The organism is Mumia zhuanghuii (genome assembly GCF_042681565.1).
Lineage (GTDB): Bacteria > Actinomycetota > Actinomycetes > Propionibacteriales > Nocardioidaceae > Mumia.
In genome coordinates this window covers 1,050,712-1,068,487 of the sequence record NZ_JBHUFT010000008.1, presented here as the reverse complement: position 1 = coordinate 1,068,487, position 17,776 = coordinate 1,050,712, and the positions used below count along the sequence as shown (strand labels likewise).

The 17,776-nt window shown below is 71.3% G+C and carries 13 protein-coding genes; 6 read left to right on the top strand and 7 right to left on the bottom strand.

The genetic code is table 11. The features are described 5' to 3' along the window. Positions 1–2 precede the first annotated feature (2 nt). Entirely contained in the window at positions 3–872 is an 870-nt protein-coding gene (locus tag ACFSDF_RS13505) for a sulfurtransferase (protein ID WP_167251853.1), read from the bottom strand. A 24-nt stretch (positions 873–896) separates the two neighbouring features. Between ACFSDF_RS13505 and ACFSDF_RS13500 the strand changes: the two genes are divergently transcribed. Further along, a complete protein-coding gene (locus ACFSDF_RS13500; RefSeq protein WP_167008638.1) occupies positions 897–1,553 on the top strand; it encodes a thymidine kinase in 657 nt (218 codons plus the stop codon). 23 nt (positions 1,554–1,576) lie between these two features. Here the strand turns inward: ACFSDF_RS13500 and ACFSDF_RS13495 are convergent, their stop codons facing one another. The 5 genes from ACFSDF_RS13495 to ACFSDF_RS13475 all read right to left on the bottom strand — a co-directional run bounded on the left by ACFSDF_RS13495 (position 1,577) and on the right by ACFSDF_RS13475 (position 9,277). Next, positions 1,577–2,962, bottom strand: coding sequence for an adenylate/guanylate cyclase domain-containing protein (locus tag ACFSDF_RS13495; RefSeq protein ID WP_377157843.1), 1,386 nt, complete (start codon positions 2,960–2,962; stop codon positions 1,577–1,579). Next, the gene (locus ACFSDF_RS13490; protein WP_377157841.1) at positions 2,955–4,676 is read right to left on the bottom strand and encodes an NAD(P)/FAD-dependent oxidoreductase; all 1,722 of its coding nucleotides are present in this window, start codon (positions 4,674–4,676) and stop codon (positions 2,955–2,957) included. Before ACFSDF_RS13490 ends, ACFSDF_RS13495 begins: the two co-directional genes overlap by 8 nt. A 52-nt stretch (positions 4,677–4,728) precedes the next feature. Continuing rightward, positions 4,729–5,859 carry an alkaline phosphatase family protein gene (locus ACFSDF_RS13485; RefSeq protein WP_243845171.1) on the bottom strand — a complete coding sequence of 377 codons (1,131 nt, stop codon included), beginning with the start codon at positions 5,857–5,859 and terminating at the stop codon, positions 4,729–4,731. Further along, positions 5,853–6,485, bottom strand: coding sequence for a DUF5998 family protein (locus tag ACFSDF_RS13480; protein WP_167008629.1), 633 nt, complete (start codon positions 6,483–6,485; stop codon positions 5,853–5,855). The genes ACFSDF_RS13485 and ACFSDF_RS13480 overlap by 7 nt, the downstream gene beginning before the upstream one ends. A 68-nt stretch (positions 6,486–6,553) precedes the next feature. After that, positions 6,554–9,277 (bottom strand): bifunctional acetate--CoA ligase family protein/GNAT family N-acetyltransferase, encoded by a 2,724-nt coding sequence (locus tag ACFSDF_RS13475; protein ID WP_167008626.1) that lies wholly within the window; start codon positions 9,275–9,277, stop codon positions 6,554–6,556. 128 nt (positions 9,278–9,405) lie between these two features. On the opposite strand from ACFSDF_RS13475, the gene ACFSDF_RS13470 reads away from it, so the two are divergent. Next, positions 9,406–11,865 (top strand): DNA gyrase/topoisomerase IV subunit A, encoded by a 2,460-nt coding sequence (locus ACFSDF_RS13470; RefSeq protein ID WP_377157838.1) that lies wholly within the window; start codon positions 9,406–9,408, stop codon positions 11,863–11,865. 8 nt (positions 11,866–11,873) lie between these two features. Here the strand turns inward: ACFSDF_RS13470 and ACFSDF_RS13465 are convergent, their stop codons facing one another. Further along, positions 11,874–12,296 carry a glyoxalase superfamily protein gene (locus tag ACFSDF_RS13465; RefSeq protein ID WP_167251857.1) on the bottom strand — a complete coding sequence of 141 codons (423 nt, stop codon included), beginning with the start codon at positions 12,294–12,296 and terminating at the stop codon, positions 11,874–11,876. Positions 12,297–12,380: 84 nt separating this feature from the next. Here ACFSDF_RS13465 and ACFSDF_RS13460 point away from each other — a divergent pair, with 84 nt between their 5' ends. The 4 genes from ACFSDF_RS13460 (at position 12,381) to helR (ending at position 17,731) form a co-directional block, all read left to right on the top strand. Further along, positions 12,381–13,079 carry an LppX_LprAFG lipoprotein gene (locus tag ACFSDF_RS13460; RefSeq protein ID WP_167251858.1) on the top strand — a complete coding sequence of 233 codons (699 nt, stop codon included), beginning with the start codon at positions 12,381–12,383 and terminating at the stop codon, positions 13,077–13,079. Then, positions 13,076–14,842 carry an MFS transporter gene (locus ACFSDF_RS13455; RefSeq protein WP_377157835.1) on the top strand — a complete coding sequence of 589 codons (1,767 nt, stop codon included), beginning with the start codon at positions 13,076–13,078 and terminating at the stop codon, positions 14,840–14,842. Before ACFSDF_RS13460 ends, ACFSDF_RS13455 begins: the two co-directional genes overlap by 4 nt. 9 nt (positions 14,843–14,851) lie before the next feature. Next, positions 14,852–15,367, top strand: coding sequence for a beta-class carbonic anhydrase (locus tag ACFSDF_RS13450; RefSeq protein ID WP_167008614.1), 516 nt, complete (start codon positions 14,852–14,854; stop codon positions 15,365–15,367). Between the two features lie 174 nt (positions 15,368–15,541). Continuing rightward, positions 15,542–17,731, top strand: a complete 2,190-nt coding sequence (helR, locus tag ACFSDF_RS13445) for an RNA polymerase recycling motor ATPase HelR (RefSeq protein ID WP_377157833.1) — start codon at positions 15,542–15,544, stop codon at positions 17,729–17,731. The last annotated feature ends 45 nt before the right edge of the window (positions 17,732–17,776 follow it).

Genomic DNA, 17,776 nt, shown 5'->3' with positions numbered 1-17,776 from the left:
ACCTACGGGCGCTCGGGCGACCCGGTCGCCACGGGCCGCGCAGGGTCGCTGACCCACTCGCTCCAGGACCCCGCGTAGAGCGCGGCGTCGACGCCGACGCGGCGCAGCGCGAGCACCTCGTGAGCGGCGGTGACGCCCGATCCGCAGTAGACGGCGACCTCCGCGCCCGGCACCGCTCCGACCGCCGCGAAACGCTCCGCCAGCGACGCGACGGGCTTCCACCGACCGGCGTCGTCCACGTTGTCCGTCGTCGGGGCGCTCCGAGCGCCCGGTACGTGCCCCGCTACGGGGTCGATCGGCTCGACCTCTCCCCGATAGCGCTCGGCAGCCCGCGCATCGAGCAGCACACCCTCGCGCGCGACCCGAGCGGCCCCGTCGGCATCGACGAGACCCAGATGCCCCGGGTCGGGCGTAAAGTCGCCGTCGCCACGGGCCGGTTCCTCGTACGACACCGGAAGCCCCGCGGCGAGCCACGCCGCCCACCCGCCGTCGAGGAGGCGTACGTCATGGTGGCCGAAGTACGTCAGCAGCCACCATGCACGCGCGGCCGCCATCCCGCCCGCGGCGTCGTACACGACGACCGTGCGGTCGTGCCGGACCCCGGCGCGCCGCATCGCCGCGGCGAACCGCTCCGGGTCGGGCAGCGGATGCCGCCCGCGCCCACCACCAGGGGGATCGGCCAGGTCGTTGTCCATGTCGACGAAGACCGCGCCCGGCACGTGCCCGGCCTCGTAGTCGCCCCGTCCGGGCGGGCCGCCGAGCGTGTAGCGGACATCGAGCACGACCGCCTCCCCCTCGCGTACGAGCTGCTCGAGGGTGGGCACGGTCACCAGGGGCTCAGAATTCGGCTCGGCGGTGGGGAAGTCAGGCATGGGCACACGGTAACCTCGTCCCTCGTGGCGAGCTTGCTCTTCTTCACCGGGACGATGGACAGCGGGAAGTCCACGCTGGCCCTGCAGACCAATCACAACCACGCAGCGCGTGGAAGGGTCGGACGGATCTTCACCAGTCACGACCGCGCGGGCGGTGGTCGGCTGTCGAGCCGCCTCGGCCTGTGGACCGAGGCGTACGAGGTCGACTCCGACTTCGACTTCTGGGACCACATCGTCGGCTCGCTCACCGCGGGCGGCCGGATCGACTACCTGATCTGCGACGAGGCCCAGTTCTACACCGCCGCCCAGGTGGAGGCGCTGGCCCGGATCGCCGACGAGCTGCAGATCGACGTGTTCGCGTTCGGGATCCTCACCGACTTCAGGGCATACCTCTTCGAGGGCTCCGCACGACTCGTCGAGCTCGCCGACCGCATCCAGCCGCTCCAGGTGGAGGCGCTGTGCTGGTGCGGCAAGCGCGCGACCCACAACGCCCGTACGGAGAACGGCATCATGGTGACCGAGGGCGACCAGATCGTCGTCGGCGACGTCGACGATCCCGGTCAGCCGACACCGAACGTCGGGTACGAGGTGCTGTGCCGCCAGCACCACCGTCGCCGCATGACCACCGCGCGTGCCCGCGCCGTCACCACGCTGAACGACCCGCTGCCCTTCAACGGCTGAGCTCCCGGCCGCGGCCTGAGCCGTCAGCCCACCGACAGCAGCCGGAACACCTCGACCGGCTCGGACTTCCCCTTCAGCTCCAGGAAGCCCAGCGGCTCCGCCTCGGCGTCGGGCAACAGCGCGAGCGTCGCCGCGCTCACCGCGACCCCGCCCGCAGGTGCCTTGCCCTCGATGCGCGACGCGGTGTTGACGGTGTCGCCGATGACCGTGTGCGTACGCCCTCCGGCGGTGCCGAGCACGCTCACGGAGACGGGCCCGGAGTTGATCCCGACACGGAAGGTCGGCCAGCCGGGATTCTCCGCGAGCACGGTCGCGGTCGCCTCCTGCAGCGCGAGTCCGGCGAGCGCCGCCCGCCGCGCGTGGTCCGGCTGGTCGCCCCGCCGGTTGAAGGTGACCATGAGCGCGTCGCCGATGATCCGGTCCACGTCGCCGCCGTACCGTCCCGCCACCGCGGGCACCGCGACCTCGAAGTACGCGTTGAGCATCTGCGTGACCTCGCGCGGCTCGTGCGCCTCGGAGAACGTCGTGAACCCCTGGAGGTCGGCGAACAGGATGCTCATCTCGCGCTCCCCCTCGGTGGTGTCCTTGAGATAGAGCGCCGCGAACCGCTCCTCGTGCCACTGCGACCGCGCCACGAGCGCGACGAGCAGGACCGCGGCAAGCATCAGGACGTGCCACTCCCACCACGACAGGTGCCAGTTCCGGGAGAACGCGACCGCCACGGACGCCTCCGCGAGCAGCACGAAGGCTGACGCGACCGCGAGCGGCAGCGCCGCACGGCCTTCGCGCCACAGGCGCAGGTAGCGCCACGCCGCCACGGCGAACCCGACGACCGCCGCACCGGCCGTCGCCGCGAGCACGCCGTCGACCTGCTCGGGCACGACGCCTTCGTCCAGCGGCCAGACCCGGATGAGCGACAGGGCGGCCCACCCGGCCACCACCACGACGATCGCGGCCCGCAGCAGCGGCGCCCGGCGTACGATCGCCACGTCCCGCTCCCCACCGAGGTCGCTCCCCGACCACACCGCGAACACCGCGCCGAGCACGAGGCCGACGGGCGTCGCGAGCACGAAACCCGCGTTCGGGGTGGTCAGGAGCACGCCGGGAGTCGCGAGCGCGTGGAGTCCGAGGAATGCCGCCGTGACGAAGAACGCGTACGAGGCCAGCAGGACACGCGCGTCCCCGCGCTGGAGCGCGGCGGCACCCATCGCGTACGCGATCAGCGCCCCGACCACGGCGGCAGCGAGCACGAGCCAGAAGTGCGCGGGGTGGTCCTCCCACGCGACGTCGATCTCGGGCTGCCAGAGAAGCAGCGCCAGACCGACCAGCGGGAGCGCGAGCGAGACCGCGAGCGCGACCACGCCGGTGCGCCCGGTCACGCCGGGCCCGGCCGCGCGTCGCTCAGGCATCGTCCGCCGCCAGACACTCGTGGACCTGCGAGACCACCACAGAGCCCTCGCCGACAGCCGCCGCGACCCGCTTGACCGAGCCGCTGCGCAGGTCGCCGACGACGAACACGCCGGGCATCGTCGTCTCGTACGGCCGCGGTGGCCGCTCGCGGGGCCACGCTCCGGAGGCCGCGGCGTCCGTGCCGGCGAGGACGAACCCCCGTGCGTCGCGCCGGATGCCGTCCGGGAGCCAGTCCGTACGAGGCTGGGCACCGATCATCACGAACAGCCCGTCCGTCCGCAAGGGCTCCGTGTCGAGCCCCGTACGACGGTCGCGGAGCACGACGTGCTCGAGCCAGCCGTCGCCCCCACCACCGACGACCTCGACCTCGGTCCGCACCTCGACGACCTCCGCAGCATCGATGGCGTCGACGAGGTACTGCGACATCCCGGACTCCAGCGTCTCGGCGCGGACGGCGAGCGTGACCTTCTCGCAGTAGCGGGCGAGGTGGAGCACGGCCTGCCCCGCCGAGTTGCCGCCTCCGACGACGACAGCCCTGCGCCCCGTCATTGCGTGCGCCTCGGACACGCTCGCGCCATAGAACACGCCGGCACCGGTGAGCGCCTCGAGCGCAGCGACGCCGAGCCGCCGGTACGAGACACCGCTCGCCAGCACGACTGCTCGCGCCGTGACCGAGCCGAGCTCGGCGACCTCCACCTCGAACTCCGCACCCAGCGGCCGCAGCCCGACGACCTCGCGCATCAGCAGCACGTGCGCTCCGAAGACCCACGCCTGCTGATAGCCGCGCTGCGCGAGCTCCGCGCCGCTGATCCCGCGCGAGAAGCCGAGATAGTTGCGGATGAGCGAGCTCGACCCCGCCTGCCCGCCGATCGCCTCGCTCTCCACGACGAGCGTGCGCAGACCCTCCGACGAGCCGTAGACCGACGTCGCGAGCCCAGCCGGTCCCGCACCCACAACCACCAGGTCGAACGCGCGGTCGTCGTCGAGCGTGGTCCTGACGCCCCAGGCCTCGGCGATCTCGACGTCGCTCGGATCGGTGAGGACCGGTGCGCCCGCGATCGCCGGCATGGTGACCAGCACGTCCACGCCCGAGAGGTCGTGTCCGCGCTGGCGGATCACGCGCTCGACCCGGTCGGCCAGATCCGTCCCGCGTTCGCGATAGGCGTGCGGCACGCCGTTGCGTACGAGCAGGCTCCGGACCTCCGCCGCGCGGGGCGAGCTGCGTCCCGCAACCACGACGACCTCGCGCATCGTCGTCGCGTCGCTGCGGGACCACTCCTGCACGAACTCCGCGACCGTACGGTGGAACAGCTCGTCGCGCGTCGTCCACGGCTTGAGCACGTAGTAACTGACGTCGCCGACCGCCACCGCGGACAGGATCGTGCGAGCGATCTCGCGACTCTTCCAGTCGCCCCACTCGACGAGCAGCGCGCGACGGGCGTCCGGATGCAGCGTGCGGGCGGTCGTCAGGATCGTGTCGCGCTCGTCCGGGGCGAACGCGTGGTCGACCAGCACCACCGCGACCGGGGCAGCGTTGTCGTGGGCGCGCTCCAGCGTGCGTACGGCCTCGGCCGCCGTCAGCTCCGCGCGGACCCGGTAGCCGTTGCCGAAGGCGCGCTCGAGCTCTCCCTCGAGTCGCTCGAGGGAGGCAGGGTCGCGATCGACCGCGAGGAGCAGGGGACGCGCGGCGCCTCGCACGCGGGCGTGGGCCATGACTCGACGCTAGTGACCCAGCGGCGTCGCAGCCCAGCCACTTTCACCGCGTCTACAGGTCGACGAGCAGCGGGATGCGCATCTCGGCCGGGGTGACCGACCCGTGGAAGCCCGACATCAGCAGCTCGATCGCGAAGTGACGCGACGAGAACACGCCGAAGTCGCCGAGCGACGCCACGAGCACGTCGCCGATCCGGGGGCGTACGGAGTCCTCGATCTGGCCGAACCAGCCCGCAGCCTCGGCCTCGTCCCGCGTCACGACCAGCGCCTGGTCGCCCACACGCTCACGCCACCTCTCGGCGACGTCGAGCTCGGTGCCCGAGCGCGTGTAGAGATGGCGGAACCGCGCCTCTCCGGCGAACACCACGACGTCGGTGAGCATGGCCGGCTCGGCCTCGACGTCGAACCGGCCTGCCTTGGGCAGGTCGAGCATGCCGTGGTCGGCGGTCACGAGCATCGCGGTCCCCGGGGCGAGCGCGTCACGCAGATCGGCCAGGTCGCGGTCGATCCCGCGGAGCCGGTCACGCCACTCCGGCGACGTGCAGCCCTTCTCGTGCCCGGTGTGGTCGAGGGTCGACTCGTACGTGTAGACGAGCGAGCTCGGGGTCGCCTCGGAGGCCTCGACGACGACATCGAGGCGCTCGTACACGGAGCTGATCGGGTGGAACGGCACCCCGCCCTGGCTGCACACCGTCAGGCCGGAGCCCTCGAACTCGGCCTTGTTGACGGCGGACGTCGGGATGCCGGCCGCGTCGATGCGCTCGAACATCGTCGGGTACGGCTGCCACTGGGCCGGGTCGACCTGAGGGTCCCAGCGCAGGGAGTTCATCACGCGGTCAGTGCCCGGGATCCGGCTGGTGTAGCCGACCACACCGTGCGTCCCCGGCGCGAGGCCCGTCCCCAGCGAGGTGAGGCTCGTCGCCGTCGTCGACGGCAGGCCCGACAGCAGCGGCGCGCGATCGACGAGCGAGCTCAGGTAGGGGGCAATGTCAGCGTGCTCGAGGAGCAGGTCGTAGCCGAGCCCGTCGACGAGGACCACGACGTAGCGCGCCGCCTCGGGCAGCCTGAGCGTGTCGGCCCAGCTCGGCACGCCCATCGCGGCGGCGACGCTGGGCAGGACCGACGTGAGGCTGCGGCCGTGGTAGTCGGTGGAGGGCAGCGGTGTCCCGGTTGCTGTCACCACCGCGGACGGCTCGTCGCTGCAGACAGCTCCCGAGAGAAGGCAAGGAGACGCTGCACGGCACCGCCGCCGTCGGCGGCAGCGCTCACGCGGAGCGAGAAGTCGTCGGCCGTCGTCGAGCCCGTGTAGCCGTGGTCGGCCTCGCAGTCGGGATCGGAGCAGCCGGCAGGCTCGAGGTCGAGGCGGCGCACGGCTCCCCAGCCGATCGTGAGCACGACCTCGGCCGTGTCGCGCGCGGACACTGCACCGACCGCCGTGGCCATCGGGACGGTGCGGGTCACCACGACGGAGTCGACCGTCCGCAGCGGCACGGCCTCGGTCGTCGTCGAGGTGTAGGGCTCAGGCAGCACGTCGTCGGCGGAGTGCTCGTCGGTGTGCGCGAGCACCAGCCGCGACGGCGTGAGCGTGAGGACGGTCATGTGGCGCCGAACCTCCTCACGGTCGAAGGTCGGCTCGTGGTGCAGCACGTAGGCCACCACCGGTTCACCCGCGAGCGCGTCGTCGATCCCCGCCGTGACCACCTGGGGGTAGTAGCCGGTCTTCTCGATGTCGGCGGTCAGCTCAGCCGTACGGTCGCGGGGTTGCTCGCCGCTCTCGGTGCGCTGCGGCGAGGGGTGTCGGTTGGCCATGCTTCCCAGTGTCCCACTGTCATCGACGCCATGTGAGCCTGTCCCCACAACCGACCGGCGCCATCTCATCAGCGGGCCATGGTGTCGCCGAGCCCGGCAGGCGTGCTGAGCCGCCGGACGTACCAGTCGCGCCGGTTGTCGACCGGCTGTGCCACCCGCGCCTTGGCCTTCAGCACGCGGTAGCCGTCCTGCCCGGCGAGCACCGGCTCGAGGTTGATCTCCGCCACCTCCGGCAGGTCGTCCTTGAGCGCGGCGACCCTCTGGAGCAGGTCCTCCACGGAATCGAGGTCGGCGCGCGGGCCACCCCGGTAGCCGAACAGCAGCGGGGCCGACTTGAGCTCGCGGATCATCTCGGCGGCGTCGACGTCGGTGACCGGCGGGATCCGGTAAGACCGGTCCTCGAGCAGGTCGCTGGCGGCACCCGACAGCGCGAACGACAGCAGCGGCCCGAACAGCGGGTCCTCGACCGTACGGATCGACATCGGGACGCCGGGAGGCGCCATCTTCTGGACGACGAACAACGCACGCTCGGGCGGGCCGATGTAGTCGGTCATCGCCGACCACGCCTCGCGCATGTCGTGGGCATCGGAGATGTTGCGCCACACGTGCGTCATGTCGGGGCGGGCGCGCACAGTGTCGGCGGTCGCCTTGAGGACGACGTTCCAGCCGAGCTGCTCGCCGGCAGCGACCGCCGCATCAAGCGTCGGCGCCCGGAACCAGTCCCAGAGGTCGATGCCGTACAGGCGCAGCAGGCGATGCACCTCGTCGTCGTCGAGCCACCCGCCGTCGGGCGTACGGGTCAGCGCGGCGCGGACGATCTCGCTCGCGGCCTCGCGGTCGACGTCCTCGTAGTGGGCGATCACCCCCTGGTCGCGGCCCGCCCACGCCGCATAGCTGACGACGCGGGCCAGCGCACGCACCGCCGACTCCGGCGCCGAGTATGACGGCACCGATCCGCGGCCGGCGGCGCCCTCGACGTCGGGGACGCGCAGCAGCTCCGGAACGCCCTCGGAGCCGAGGAAGGTCGAGACGAGGGGCTTGTCGGACTGCTCCCCCACCGCCGCGAGCACGTTCGCGACGTCCTCGCCGGTGGTGTTGACCGGCGGGATGTAGACGGCGACGATCGCGTCGACGTCGGGATTGTCGATCGCCGCGTCGAGGGCACGCTCGAAGTCGTCTCCGCCGGCGTTGGCGCCCAGGGCCACGGGATCGGCGACCTTGAGGCCCGCTGCGGTCGCCGCGTCGGCGACCAGCAGCGCGAGCGCGTCGGAGTTGCCGACGACGGCGACACGAGGGCCCCGCGGCAGCGGCTGGTGGGCGAGCAGCTGCGCGACGTCGAACATCTCGTCGAGCGTGTCGACCTGGATCACGCCGGCCTGGCGGAACATCGCGTCCACCGCCGACTGCGGGGCGGTCGTCTTGCGGACCGCGTGGCCGACCGGGACACCCTGCGTCGAGCGGCCCGACTTCACCGCGACGATGGGCTTGCGGCGGCCGACACGACGCGCGATGCGGGAGAACTTGCGCGGGTTGCCGATCGACTCGAGATAGAGGAGGACGACCTCGGTCGCGTCGTCTTCCTCCCAGTACTGGAGGAGGTCGTTGCCGGAGACGTCGGCGCGGTTGCCGGCGGAGACGAACGTGGACAGCCCGAGACCGCGGCGATCGACGTTCTCGAGGATTGCCAGCCCGAGCGCACCGGACTGGCAGAAGAACCCGACGCGCCCGCGCGGCGGGATGATCGGCGACAGCGACGCGTTGAGCCGTACGCGCGAGGACGTGTTGATGACGCCGAGGCAGTTGGGTCCGACCAGGCGAAGCCCGTACGACCGTGCGAGACCGACCAGGCGACGCTGACGCCGGCGCCCCTCGTCGCCGATCTCGGCGAAGCCCGACGAGATGACGACGAGGCCGTGGACGCCCTTGGCCGCGCAGTCCAGCACGACCTCGGGGACCGACTCCGCCGGGACCGCGATGACCGCGAGGTCGACCTCGCCGGGGATGTCCTGGACGGTCTTGTACGCCGGAAGGCCCGAGACCGCCTCGGCCTGCGGGTTGACCGCGTAGACCGCTCCGGCGAAGTCGCCGAGCACGAGGTTGCGGATCATGCCCTGGCCGATCGTGTCCTGGCGGCGGCTCGCGCCGACCACGGCGACGCTGCGGGCGTTGAAGAACCGCTCGATCGACGCGGCCTCCGCGCGGTGCTCGCGCGACTGCATGACGCCGATTGCCGTCTCTGTCGGGTCGATGGAGAAGACCAGGCGCATCACGCCGTCGGCGACGCTGCGCTCGACCTGATAGCCCTGGTCGCGGAAGACCTGGATCATCCGGACGTTCTCGGGGAGCACGTCGGCGACGAACCGGTGGATCCCCATCTCGCGCCCCGCCTGCGCCAGGTGCTCGAGAAGGAGCTGGCCGAGCCCGCGGCCCTGCTGGTCGTCCTCGACGAGGAACGCCACCTCGGCCTCGCCTTCGGCGACCGCGTCGTAGCGGCCCACCGCGATGATGCTGGCGCCGATCGTCACGACGAAGGCGACGCGCTTCTGGTAGTCGACGTGGGTGAAGCGCTTGACGTCGCGGTCGGACAGCTTCGGGTACGGGGCGAAGAAGCGGTAGTACTTCGACTGCTCGGAGACGCGGGCGTAGAAACGGACGAGCTCCTCACTGTCCTCGGCCGTGATCGGCCGCAGATGGGCGGCGCCGCCGTCTCGCAGCACGACGTCGGCCTCCCAGTGCTCGGGGTAGCGCTCGTCGGGAAGTCGCTCATCGGGTACGGCAGGTTCGTCGGCCACACGCCAGAATCTACCGTCTGAACCCTAGCCCCGTGCCGCCGCAACCCGGGAGCGTCGGAGTCATGGCCTAGGGTTTCTGACAGCCGCCACAGCGCGCCCGTGCAGGGCACGCCACAGAAAGGACGTGCATGGCCCGCCGTACGCCGAGCGCACCGCCCCCCGAGGACTTCGAGGAGCACATCGTCGACATCGACGTGCGCGAGGAGATGCGCTCGAGCTTCCTCGAGTACGCCTACTCGGTGATCTACTCGCGGGCCCTGCCCGACGCGCGTGACGGGCTCAAGCCGGTCCAGCGCCGCATCCTCTACACGATGGACGACATGAACCTGCGGCCCGACCGCGGTCACGTCAAGAGCGCCCGCGTCGTCGGCGAGGTGATGGGTCGGCTCCACCCGCACGGCGACGGCGCGATCTACGACGCCCTTGTGCGGCTCGTCCAACCCTGGTCGCTGCGTCTGCCCTTCGTCGACGGCCACGGCAACTTCGGCTCGCCCGACGACGGACCCGCCGCCATGCGCTACACCGAGTGCCGGATGGACCATCCCGCGCTCGCGATGACCGCGTCCATCGACGAGGACACCGTCGACTTCAAGCCCAACTACGACGGCCGCGAGGAGGAGCCGTCGGTGCTCCCGGCGGCGATCCCCAACCTCCTGGTCAACGGCGCCGCCGGCATCGCCGTCGGCATGGCCACCAACATGGCCCCGCACAACCTGATCGAGGTCGTCCAGGCGCTGCGCCACCTCATCAAGAAGCCTGAGGCGTCCCTCGACGACCTCATGCGCTTCGTCCCCGGACCCGACCTGCCGACCGGCGGCAAGATCGTCGGCCTCGACGGCATCCGCGAGGCGTACGCGACGGGCCGAGGCAAGTTCGTGATGCGTGCGACCGCACGCGTCGAGAACGTCACTCCGCGCCGCAAGGGCATCGTCGTCACCGAGCTCCCCTACAACGTGGGCCCCGAGAAGGTCATCGAGCGCATCAAGACGCTCGTGCAGTCCAAGAAGCTCCAGGGCATCTCCGACCTCAAGAACCTCACCGACTCCCAGGGCCTCAACCTCGTCATCGAGATCAAGAACGGCTTCAACCCCGACGCCGTCCTCGCCCAGCTCTACAAGATGACGCCGATGGAGGACTCGTTCGGCATCAACAACGTCGCCCTCGTCGACGGGCAGCCTCGCACGCTCGGGCTCAAGGAGCTGCTGGAGGTCTTCCTCGAGCACCGCATCGTCGTCATCCGCCGTCGCAGCCAGTTCCGTCGTGACAAGGCCGCCGCGCGCCTCCACCTGGTCGAGGGCCTGCTGGTCGCGATCGTCGACATCGACGAGGTGATCGCACTGATCCGCTCCAGCGACGACCGTCGCCACGCGCACGGCCGCCTGATGGAGGTTTTCGAGCTCTCCGAGAAGCAGGCCGAGTACATCCTCGACCTCCAGCTCGGTCGGCTGACGCGCTTCTCCCAGATCGAGCTCGAGCGCGAGGCCGACGAGCTGCGCGCGACGATCGAGGAGCTCGACGCGATCCTCTCCGACGACAAGCTGCTGCGCGGCATCGTCTCGACCGAGCTGGGTGAGATCGCCAAGAAGTTCGGCACCCCCCGCCGTACGGTGCTGCTCCAGAGCGCCGGCCACACCGTCACGGCGGCCGTGCCGCTCGAGGTCGCCGACGACCCGTGCTTCGTGCTGCTGTCGGCGAGCGGGCTGCTCGCCCGTACGGCCGACGACACCGTCCCCGAGATCGACGTGGCTCACCGTCACCAGCACGACGTCATCGCCTCGGTCGTCCGCACGACGGCGCGGGGCGAGATCGGCCTGCTCACGTCGCACGGACGGGTGATCAAGCTCGGCGTCCTCGACCTACCGGGGCTGCCCCCGACCGCCGCCGCGCCCAACCTCCAGGGCGGGCTCCCCCTCGTGGAGGTCCTTGCGCTGCGCGACGGCGAGCGCGCGCTGGCCCTGACCAACTTCGACACCGACTCGCCCGGTCTCGCGCTCGGCACACGTCAGGGTGTGGTCAAGCGGGTCAAGCCCGAATACCTGCCCAGCAAGGACGACTGGGAGGTCGTGGCGCTCGCCGACGGCGACCAGGTCGTCGGCATCCGCCAGCTGGCCACCGGTGACGAGGAGCTCTGCTTCCTCACCACCGATGCCCAGCTGCTGCACTTCCCTGCCACCTCCGTGCGTCCCCAGGGTCGTACGGGATCGGGCATGGCCGGCGTCAAGCTGGCCCTAGGGGCGTCGGCGCTCTTCTTCGGTGCGTTCGACCCGGCGGACGACGCCGAGGTCGTGACGATCGCCGGGGCCTCTGACGCGCTGCCGGGCGCGGAGTCGGGCTCGGTCAAGGTCACGCCGTTCAGCGCGTTCCCGGCCAAGGGTCGCGCGACTGGTGGTGTGCGCTGCCACCGCCTGCTCAAGGGCGAGGACGCGCTCGTGCTGGCTTGGGCAGGTCGCGGTCCCGCGATGGCGTCCGGGTCCGGAGGTGCGCCCGCCGAGCTGCCCGACGTCGATCCGCGACGTGACGGCTCGGGCGTCCCGCTCGCCCACCCGATCCTCGACGTCGGCAGCCCGGTGGCGACCCAGCTCGCTTGACCCGCCGGTCAGGTGGTCCCGGAGGCGTGGTGCGCCTCCTGGACCACCCACGAGTTGCCGTCCGGGTCGTCGAAGTAGACGTACGACATGAAGTCGCGGCGCTGGGGATCGACACCGGGCGTCGGCGCGCCCTGCGCGAAGTTCTGGATGCCCGTGTTCTCGACGCCCCGCGACTCCAGGTCGGCGTGGGCGGCCTCGATGTCGTCGACGACGAGGTGGATCCCCTTCGTCGCGCCAGGCGCTGCGCCACCCAGGCCGACTCCGAACGTGATCGAGCACGCCGACCCGACCGGGGTGAGCTGCACGACCCGGAAGTGGTCGTTCGGCTGGTGGTCCACGTCGAGGTGGAAGCCCACGCGATCGGCGTAGAACTCCTTGGCGCGGTCGACGTCAGTGACTCCCAGGATGATGTTCTCGAGCTTCCAGTCCACGTTGCTCCCCTCGTCCCGTCCCGCTCGGAGCGAACTTCTCCCACCGCATCCGGGACGATTCTTGGTGCGCCTATGCTGACGCCCATGCTGAAGCGTGCCACGACGGCGACCGTCCTGTCCCTCCTTGCCTTCGCAGCGTCGGGCTGTTCAGGAGACGACGGTGACGACGCCTCGACGGGAGCCGATCTCTCGGACCGGCTAGCGGCCGCACGCGCGACTCTCGACGACGCCGAGAGCCTCGCGCTCTCGCTCTCCACCGAGAAGCTTCCGTCGGGGGTCACTGGGCTTCTCGAGGCCCAGGGCAAGGGCAACCACTCCCCCGCCTTCGAGGGCACGGTGAAGGTGTCGCTCAAGGGTGTCCCGGTCGGTGCCGAGGTCGTCTCGGTCGACGACGCCGTGCTCGTCAAGACAGGTTTCTCCCCCGACTTCGTGCCGATGGATCCCACCTCCCTCGGTGCCCCGGACCCCGCCACGCTGATGAAGACCGACGGCGGCATCTCCTCGCTGCTCACCGAGACCGACGGTCTCAAGGAGGACGGTGAGAGCCGCGACGGGCGCGAGGTCCTCACGACGATCACCGGGACGATCCCCGGCTCGGTCGTCCGTACGCTCATTCCGACGGCACAGGAGGGCGAGAGCTTCGACGCGACCTACCGGCTGACCGACGACGACGAGCTGCGTGACGTCGTGCTCGACGGACTCTTCTACGACGCCGACGAGCCGGTGACCTACACGGTCGCGGTCACGGCGTCGGACGACCCGGTCGAGATCACCGCACCGTGAGCGAAGGCGCCGCCGCCCCGGCCGGACGTGCGGCGCGGGTCCTCCTCGGCCTGGCCGCCGTCGCGGTCGCGTTCGCCGCTGCGGACACCTACGTCGTCGTGATGGCGCTGCCGGACATGATGGCGGCCGGCGGGCTCGGGCTGGACGAGCTCCAGCGCGCCGCGCCGATCGTGTCGGGCTTCTTGCTCGGGTACGTCGCGGTGCTGCCGCTGGCCGGTCGGATCGCCGACCTGCGGGGCCGCCGCCCAGTCCTGGTCGGGTCACTGGTGCTGTTCGCAATCGGCTCGGTGGTGACGGCAGCGGCCGACGGACTGGTGCCGATGGTGGCCGGGCGGTTCCTGCAGGGAGTCGGCGGTGGCGGCCTCGTCCCGGCGACGCTCGCGCTGGTCGCCGACCTGTGGCCGCCACGGCGACGTGGCGTGCCGCTCGGCATCGTGGGTGCGGTGCAGGAGCTCGGGAGCGTCATCGGCCCCTTGTACGGTGCGGCGGTGCTGGCCGTCGCGGACTGGCGGGCGATCTTCTGGCTGAACTGCGCGGCGGGTCTCGTCCTCGCAGGCGCGATCCTCGCCACCGGACGGACGCGACGCGCTGTGCCGCGCCGCGAGGCCCACGGCTTCCCCGACGTCCTCGGAGCCGTGCTCGCCGTCCTGGCGGTGGCCGCGCTCGCCCTCACGCTGGCCCAGCCCGCACCGCTGCGCAACGACGTCGAGCTCGGCACGCTCTTCCTCCCGGTCGTCGGAGAGCTGCGCTGGACCAGCCCGGTCGCGCTCGTGACGTATGCACTGGCCGCTGCCTTCGTCGTACGGGAGCTGACCGCGCGACGTCCGCTCGTCGCCTTGCGCACGTGGCCCGCGACCGCCCGTACGGTCGACCTGTGGGGTGCGTTGCTCCTCGGGGCGGCGCTGGGCTGCGTGATCGTCACGTTCGCCTCGGCCGATCCGGAGAACAGCGTCGTGTCGCCCGCTGCGCCGCTGCTGCTCGGCGGCGCCGTCGTCGCGACGGCGGCGTTCGTCTGGCGGCAGCGGACGGCGACGACGCCGCTCGTCCCCCGCAGGACGCTGAGCGCCGCTCGTCCGGCCTGGGGCTCGCTGGTGGTCTCGTTCTTCGTCGGGTCAGCGCTGATCGCGGCACTGGTCGACGTGCCGTTCTTCGCGCGCCTGACCGAGCACCGTGGCTCGCAGCTCGGGGCCGCGCTCGTGCTCGTGCAGTTCCTCGTGGCGCTGCCGGTCGGCGCGATTGCCGGCGGCTACGCGACGAGGCGCATCCGTCCCGCCTGGGTCGCCGGGGCCGGCATGGCGCTGGCCTGCAGCTGCTTCGTGGTGATGTCGGGGTGGGAGCGCGACGCCCTCACCCACCCGACCTCGTCGGTCGCGCTCGCCCTGGCTGGCCTCGGATTCGGTCTCGCCGTCGCTCCGGTCAATGCGGCACTGCTCGACGCGACGCCCGACGCCGCTCACGGCATCGCGTCTGCGCTCGTCGTGGTCGCACGCATGGTCGGCATGCTCGTCGGGATCTCGGTGCTGACCTCGTGGGGCCTGCGGGCCTACCACGACGCGGTGACCCAGATCCCTCCGCTGTCCGAGCTCTGCCCAGGCTCGGCGACGACTTGCGACGCCTACAACGACGCGATGATCGACGCGGGGATCGTGCAGCTCAGCACCGTGTTCACAGGGGCGGCGGTGTGCGCGGGGATCGCGGCCGTCGCCTCGGTCCTGCTTCTCACATCGCGTACCGCGGTCACCGAGGGCGGCGCCGGCGACTAGGTTCGAACCATGCCTTCGTCATCTTCGGACCCGCGCGGCTTCGACGACCTGCTGGCCGCGAACCGCTCGTACGCCGACTCCTTCGACCTCGCCGGCTTCGACGGCGTCGCCCGCGCGGGCGTCGCGATCGTGACCTGCATGGACTCGCGGATCGACCCCCTGCAGATGGTCGGTCTGGCTCCCGGCGACGCCAAGATCCTGCGCAACCCAGGCGGCCGCGTGACCGAGCAGGTGCTCGTCGCCCTCGTCCTGAGCGCCAACCTGCTCCAGGTGGACCGCGTGATGGTCGTCGAGCACACCCGCTGCGCCATGGCGAGCGCCTCGGAGTCGGGGCTCCAGGCCCGCATCGGCGAGGCGACCGGGACGGACGCGACCTGGATGTTCCTCGGCGCGATCAACGACCAGCGCGCCGAGCTCGCGGAGTCGGTGCACAAGATCGACTCGCACCCGCTGATCCCGTCGCACGTGCGCGCGGGCGGGTTCCTCTATGACGTCGACACGGGGCTGCTCGAGCATGTCGTGTGAGGTGGCCCAGCCTGTGACGGCTCAGCGTCTGACATGGGAATGGAGAGGGAATGCATCCCTCTCCATTTCCAAGGTATAGCCGACCCCGGGGCTTGAAACAAGCCCCCCGTCGTGGCGGAGAATCATCGGCCGAAGCCGCTTGCACAGTGGCCCTCGCCCGCGATCGGAGCCACCTTGACCCGTCAGCACCACCGTCAGACCGCCCTTGCCTTCGACCTGCCCGACCACCTCACCGCCAAGGCCGACCCGGCGCTGATCGCCCGGGACGTGGAGCACTTCGGTGCCATCGCGGCCTGCGTCGAGCAGACCGTCGCTGACCTGTCCCAACGCCTCGACGCCGCCCGCAAGGAGCCCACCCGCGAAGGGCAGGCCGCGGTCGAGCGCGACGCGGAGATCCGGCGGCTCACCGGCCGTCTACGGACGTTGCGTCGCTTCGGGCTCGACCTGTGCCTCGGACACGTCGTCGCCGAAGACGACCCCGAGCCTTTGTACGTCGGTCGTCTCGGCCTCACCGACGCCGGGGGCCGGCGCCTCCTCGTCGACTGGCGCTCCCCCGCCGCCGAGCCCTTCTTCGCGGCGACCCACGCCCACCCGATGGGTCTGGAGAGCCGACGCCGCTACCGCTGGACCCGTGGCCGGGTCACGGACTACTGGGACGAGGTGTTCACCCCTGACGGGTTCACCGGCCACGCCGCCGCCCTCGACGACCAGTCGGCTTTCGTCGCCAGCCTGGGCGGGAGCCGGACCGAGCGGATGCGTGACGTCCTGAGCACCATCCAGGCCGACCAGGACGCCATCATCCGCGCAGGCTCGCGGGGCGCGCTCGTGGTCGACGGAGGTCCCGGGACGGGCAAGACGGTGGTCGCGCTGCACCGTACGGCCCATCTCCTCTACTCGGACCCCCGACTCGGCCATCGTCGCGGCGGTGTCCTCTTCGTCGGCCCGCACCAGCCATACCTCGCGTACGTCTCGGACGTCCTGCCCAGCCTCGGCGAGGAGGGGGTGCAGACCTGCACCCTGCGTGACCTCGTCCCTGAGGGAGCAACTGTCGAGCCCGAGGCCGATCCTGAGGTCGCCCGCCTGAAGTCGTCTGCGGACATGGTGCGGGCTATCGATGCCGCCGTCGACATCTATGAAGAGCCGCCCACCCAGGGCCTGGAGGTCGAGACCCCGTGGTCCGACGTCTGGCTCAGCGCCGACGACTGGGCTGAGGCCTTCCGCACGCCCAGTCCCGGGACGCCGCACAACGAGGCGCGCGACGAGGTCTGGGACGCGCTGCTGTCGATCCTCGTCGACAAGCACGGCGTGGACGAGGACGAAGACGTCTCCGCGGACCAGATCCGCCGAGCGCTCGGGCAGAGCACCGAGCTGCGTGAGGCCCTCGTGAAGGCGTGGCCGATGATCGAGGCGGACGACCTCGTCGGCGACCTGTGGACGGTGCGGGCCTACCTGCGCCTGTGCGCGCCCTGGCTGAACCCCGACGAGGTCGCGATGCTCCTGCGGGCAGACGCGCAGGCTTGGACGCTCTCCGACCTGCCGCTCCTCGACGCCGCGCGGCAGCGCGTCGGCGACCCCGAAGCATCTCGGCGACGTCATCGCGAGGAAGCCACGCTCGCCGCCGAACGCGAGCAGATGTCACGCGTCGTCGACGAGCTCATCGCGGCGGACGACAGCGAGCTGCTGCTCATGACCACGCTGCGCGAGCAGGACATGCAGAACTCGCTCGTCGACGAGTCCGTCTTGCAGCGCGTCGACCCGGACGTCCTCGCCGGGCCGTTCGCGCACATCGTCGTGGACGAGGCTCAGGAGCTCACCGACGCCGAGTGGCAGATGCTCCTGCTGCGCTGCCCCTCGCGCAGCCTCACGATCGTCGGCGACCGGGCCCAGGCCCGCCACGGGTTCACGGAGACGTGGGAGGAGCGGCTCACACGGGTCGGGTTCGACCGGATCGACCTCGCGTCCCTGAGCATCAACTACCGCACGCCGCAGGAGGTCATGGCCGAGGCCGAGCCGGTGATCCGCGCGGTGCTGCCGGACGCGAACGTCCCCACGTCCGTCCGCGAGAGCGGCATCCCGGTCGCGTACGGCACCGCCGCCGACCTCGACACGGTCCTCGCGTCCTGGCTCGCCGAGAACGACGAGGGCGTCGCGTGCGTGATCGCCGTCGGCGAGGTCGACAGCGCCGTGCTCGCGTCGACCGTTCGCGTACGGCTGCTCACCCCGGAGCTGTCGAAGGGGCTCGAGTACGACCTGGTCGTCCTGATCGACCCGGAGGCGTTCGGGACCGGCATCGAGGGCGCGGTCGACCGCTACGTCGCGATGACGCGTGCGACGCAGCAGCTCGTCATCCTCACCAGCGCCTGACGTACGACCCGACAAAAGGACCCGACGTTCCACCCCGGATCTGGG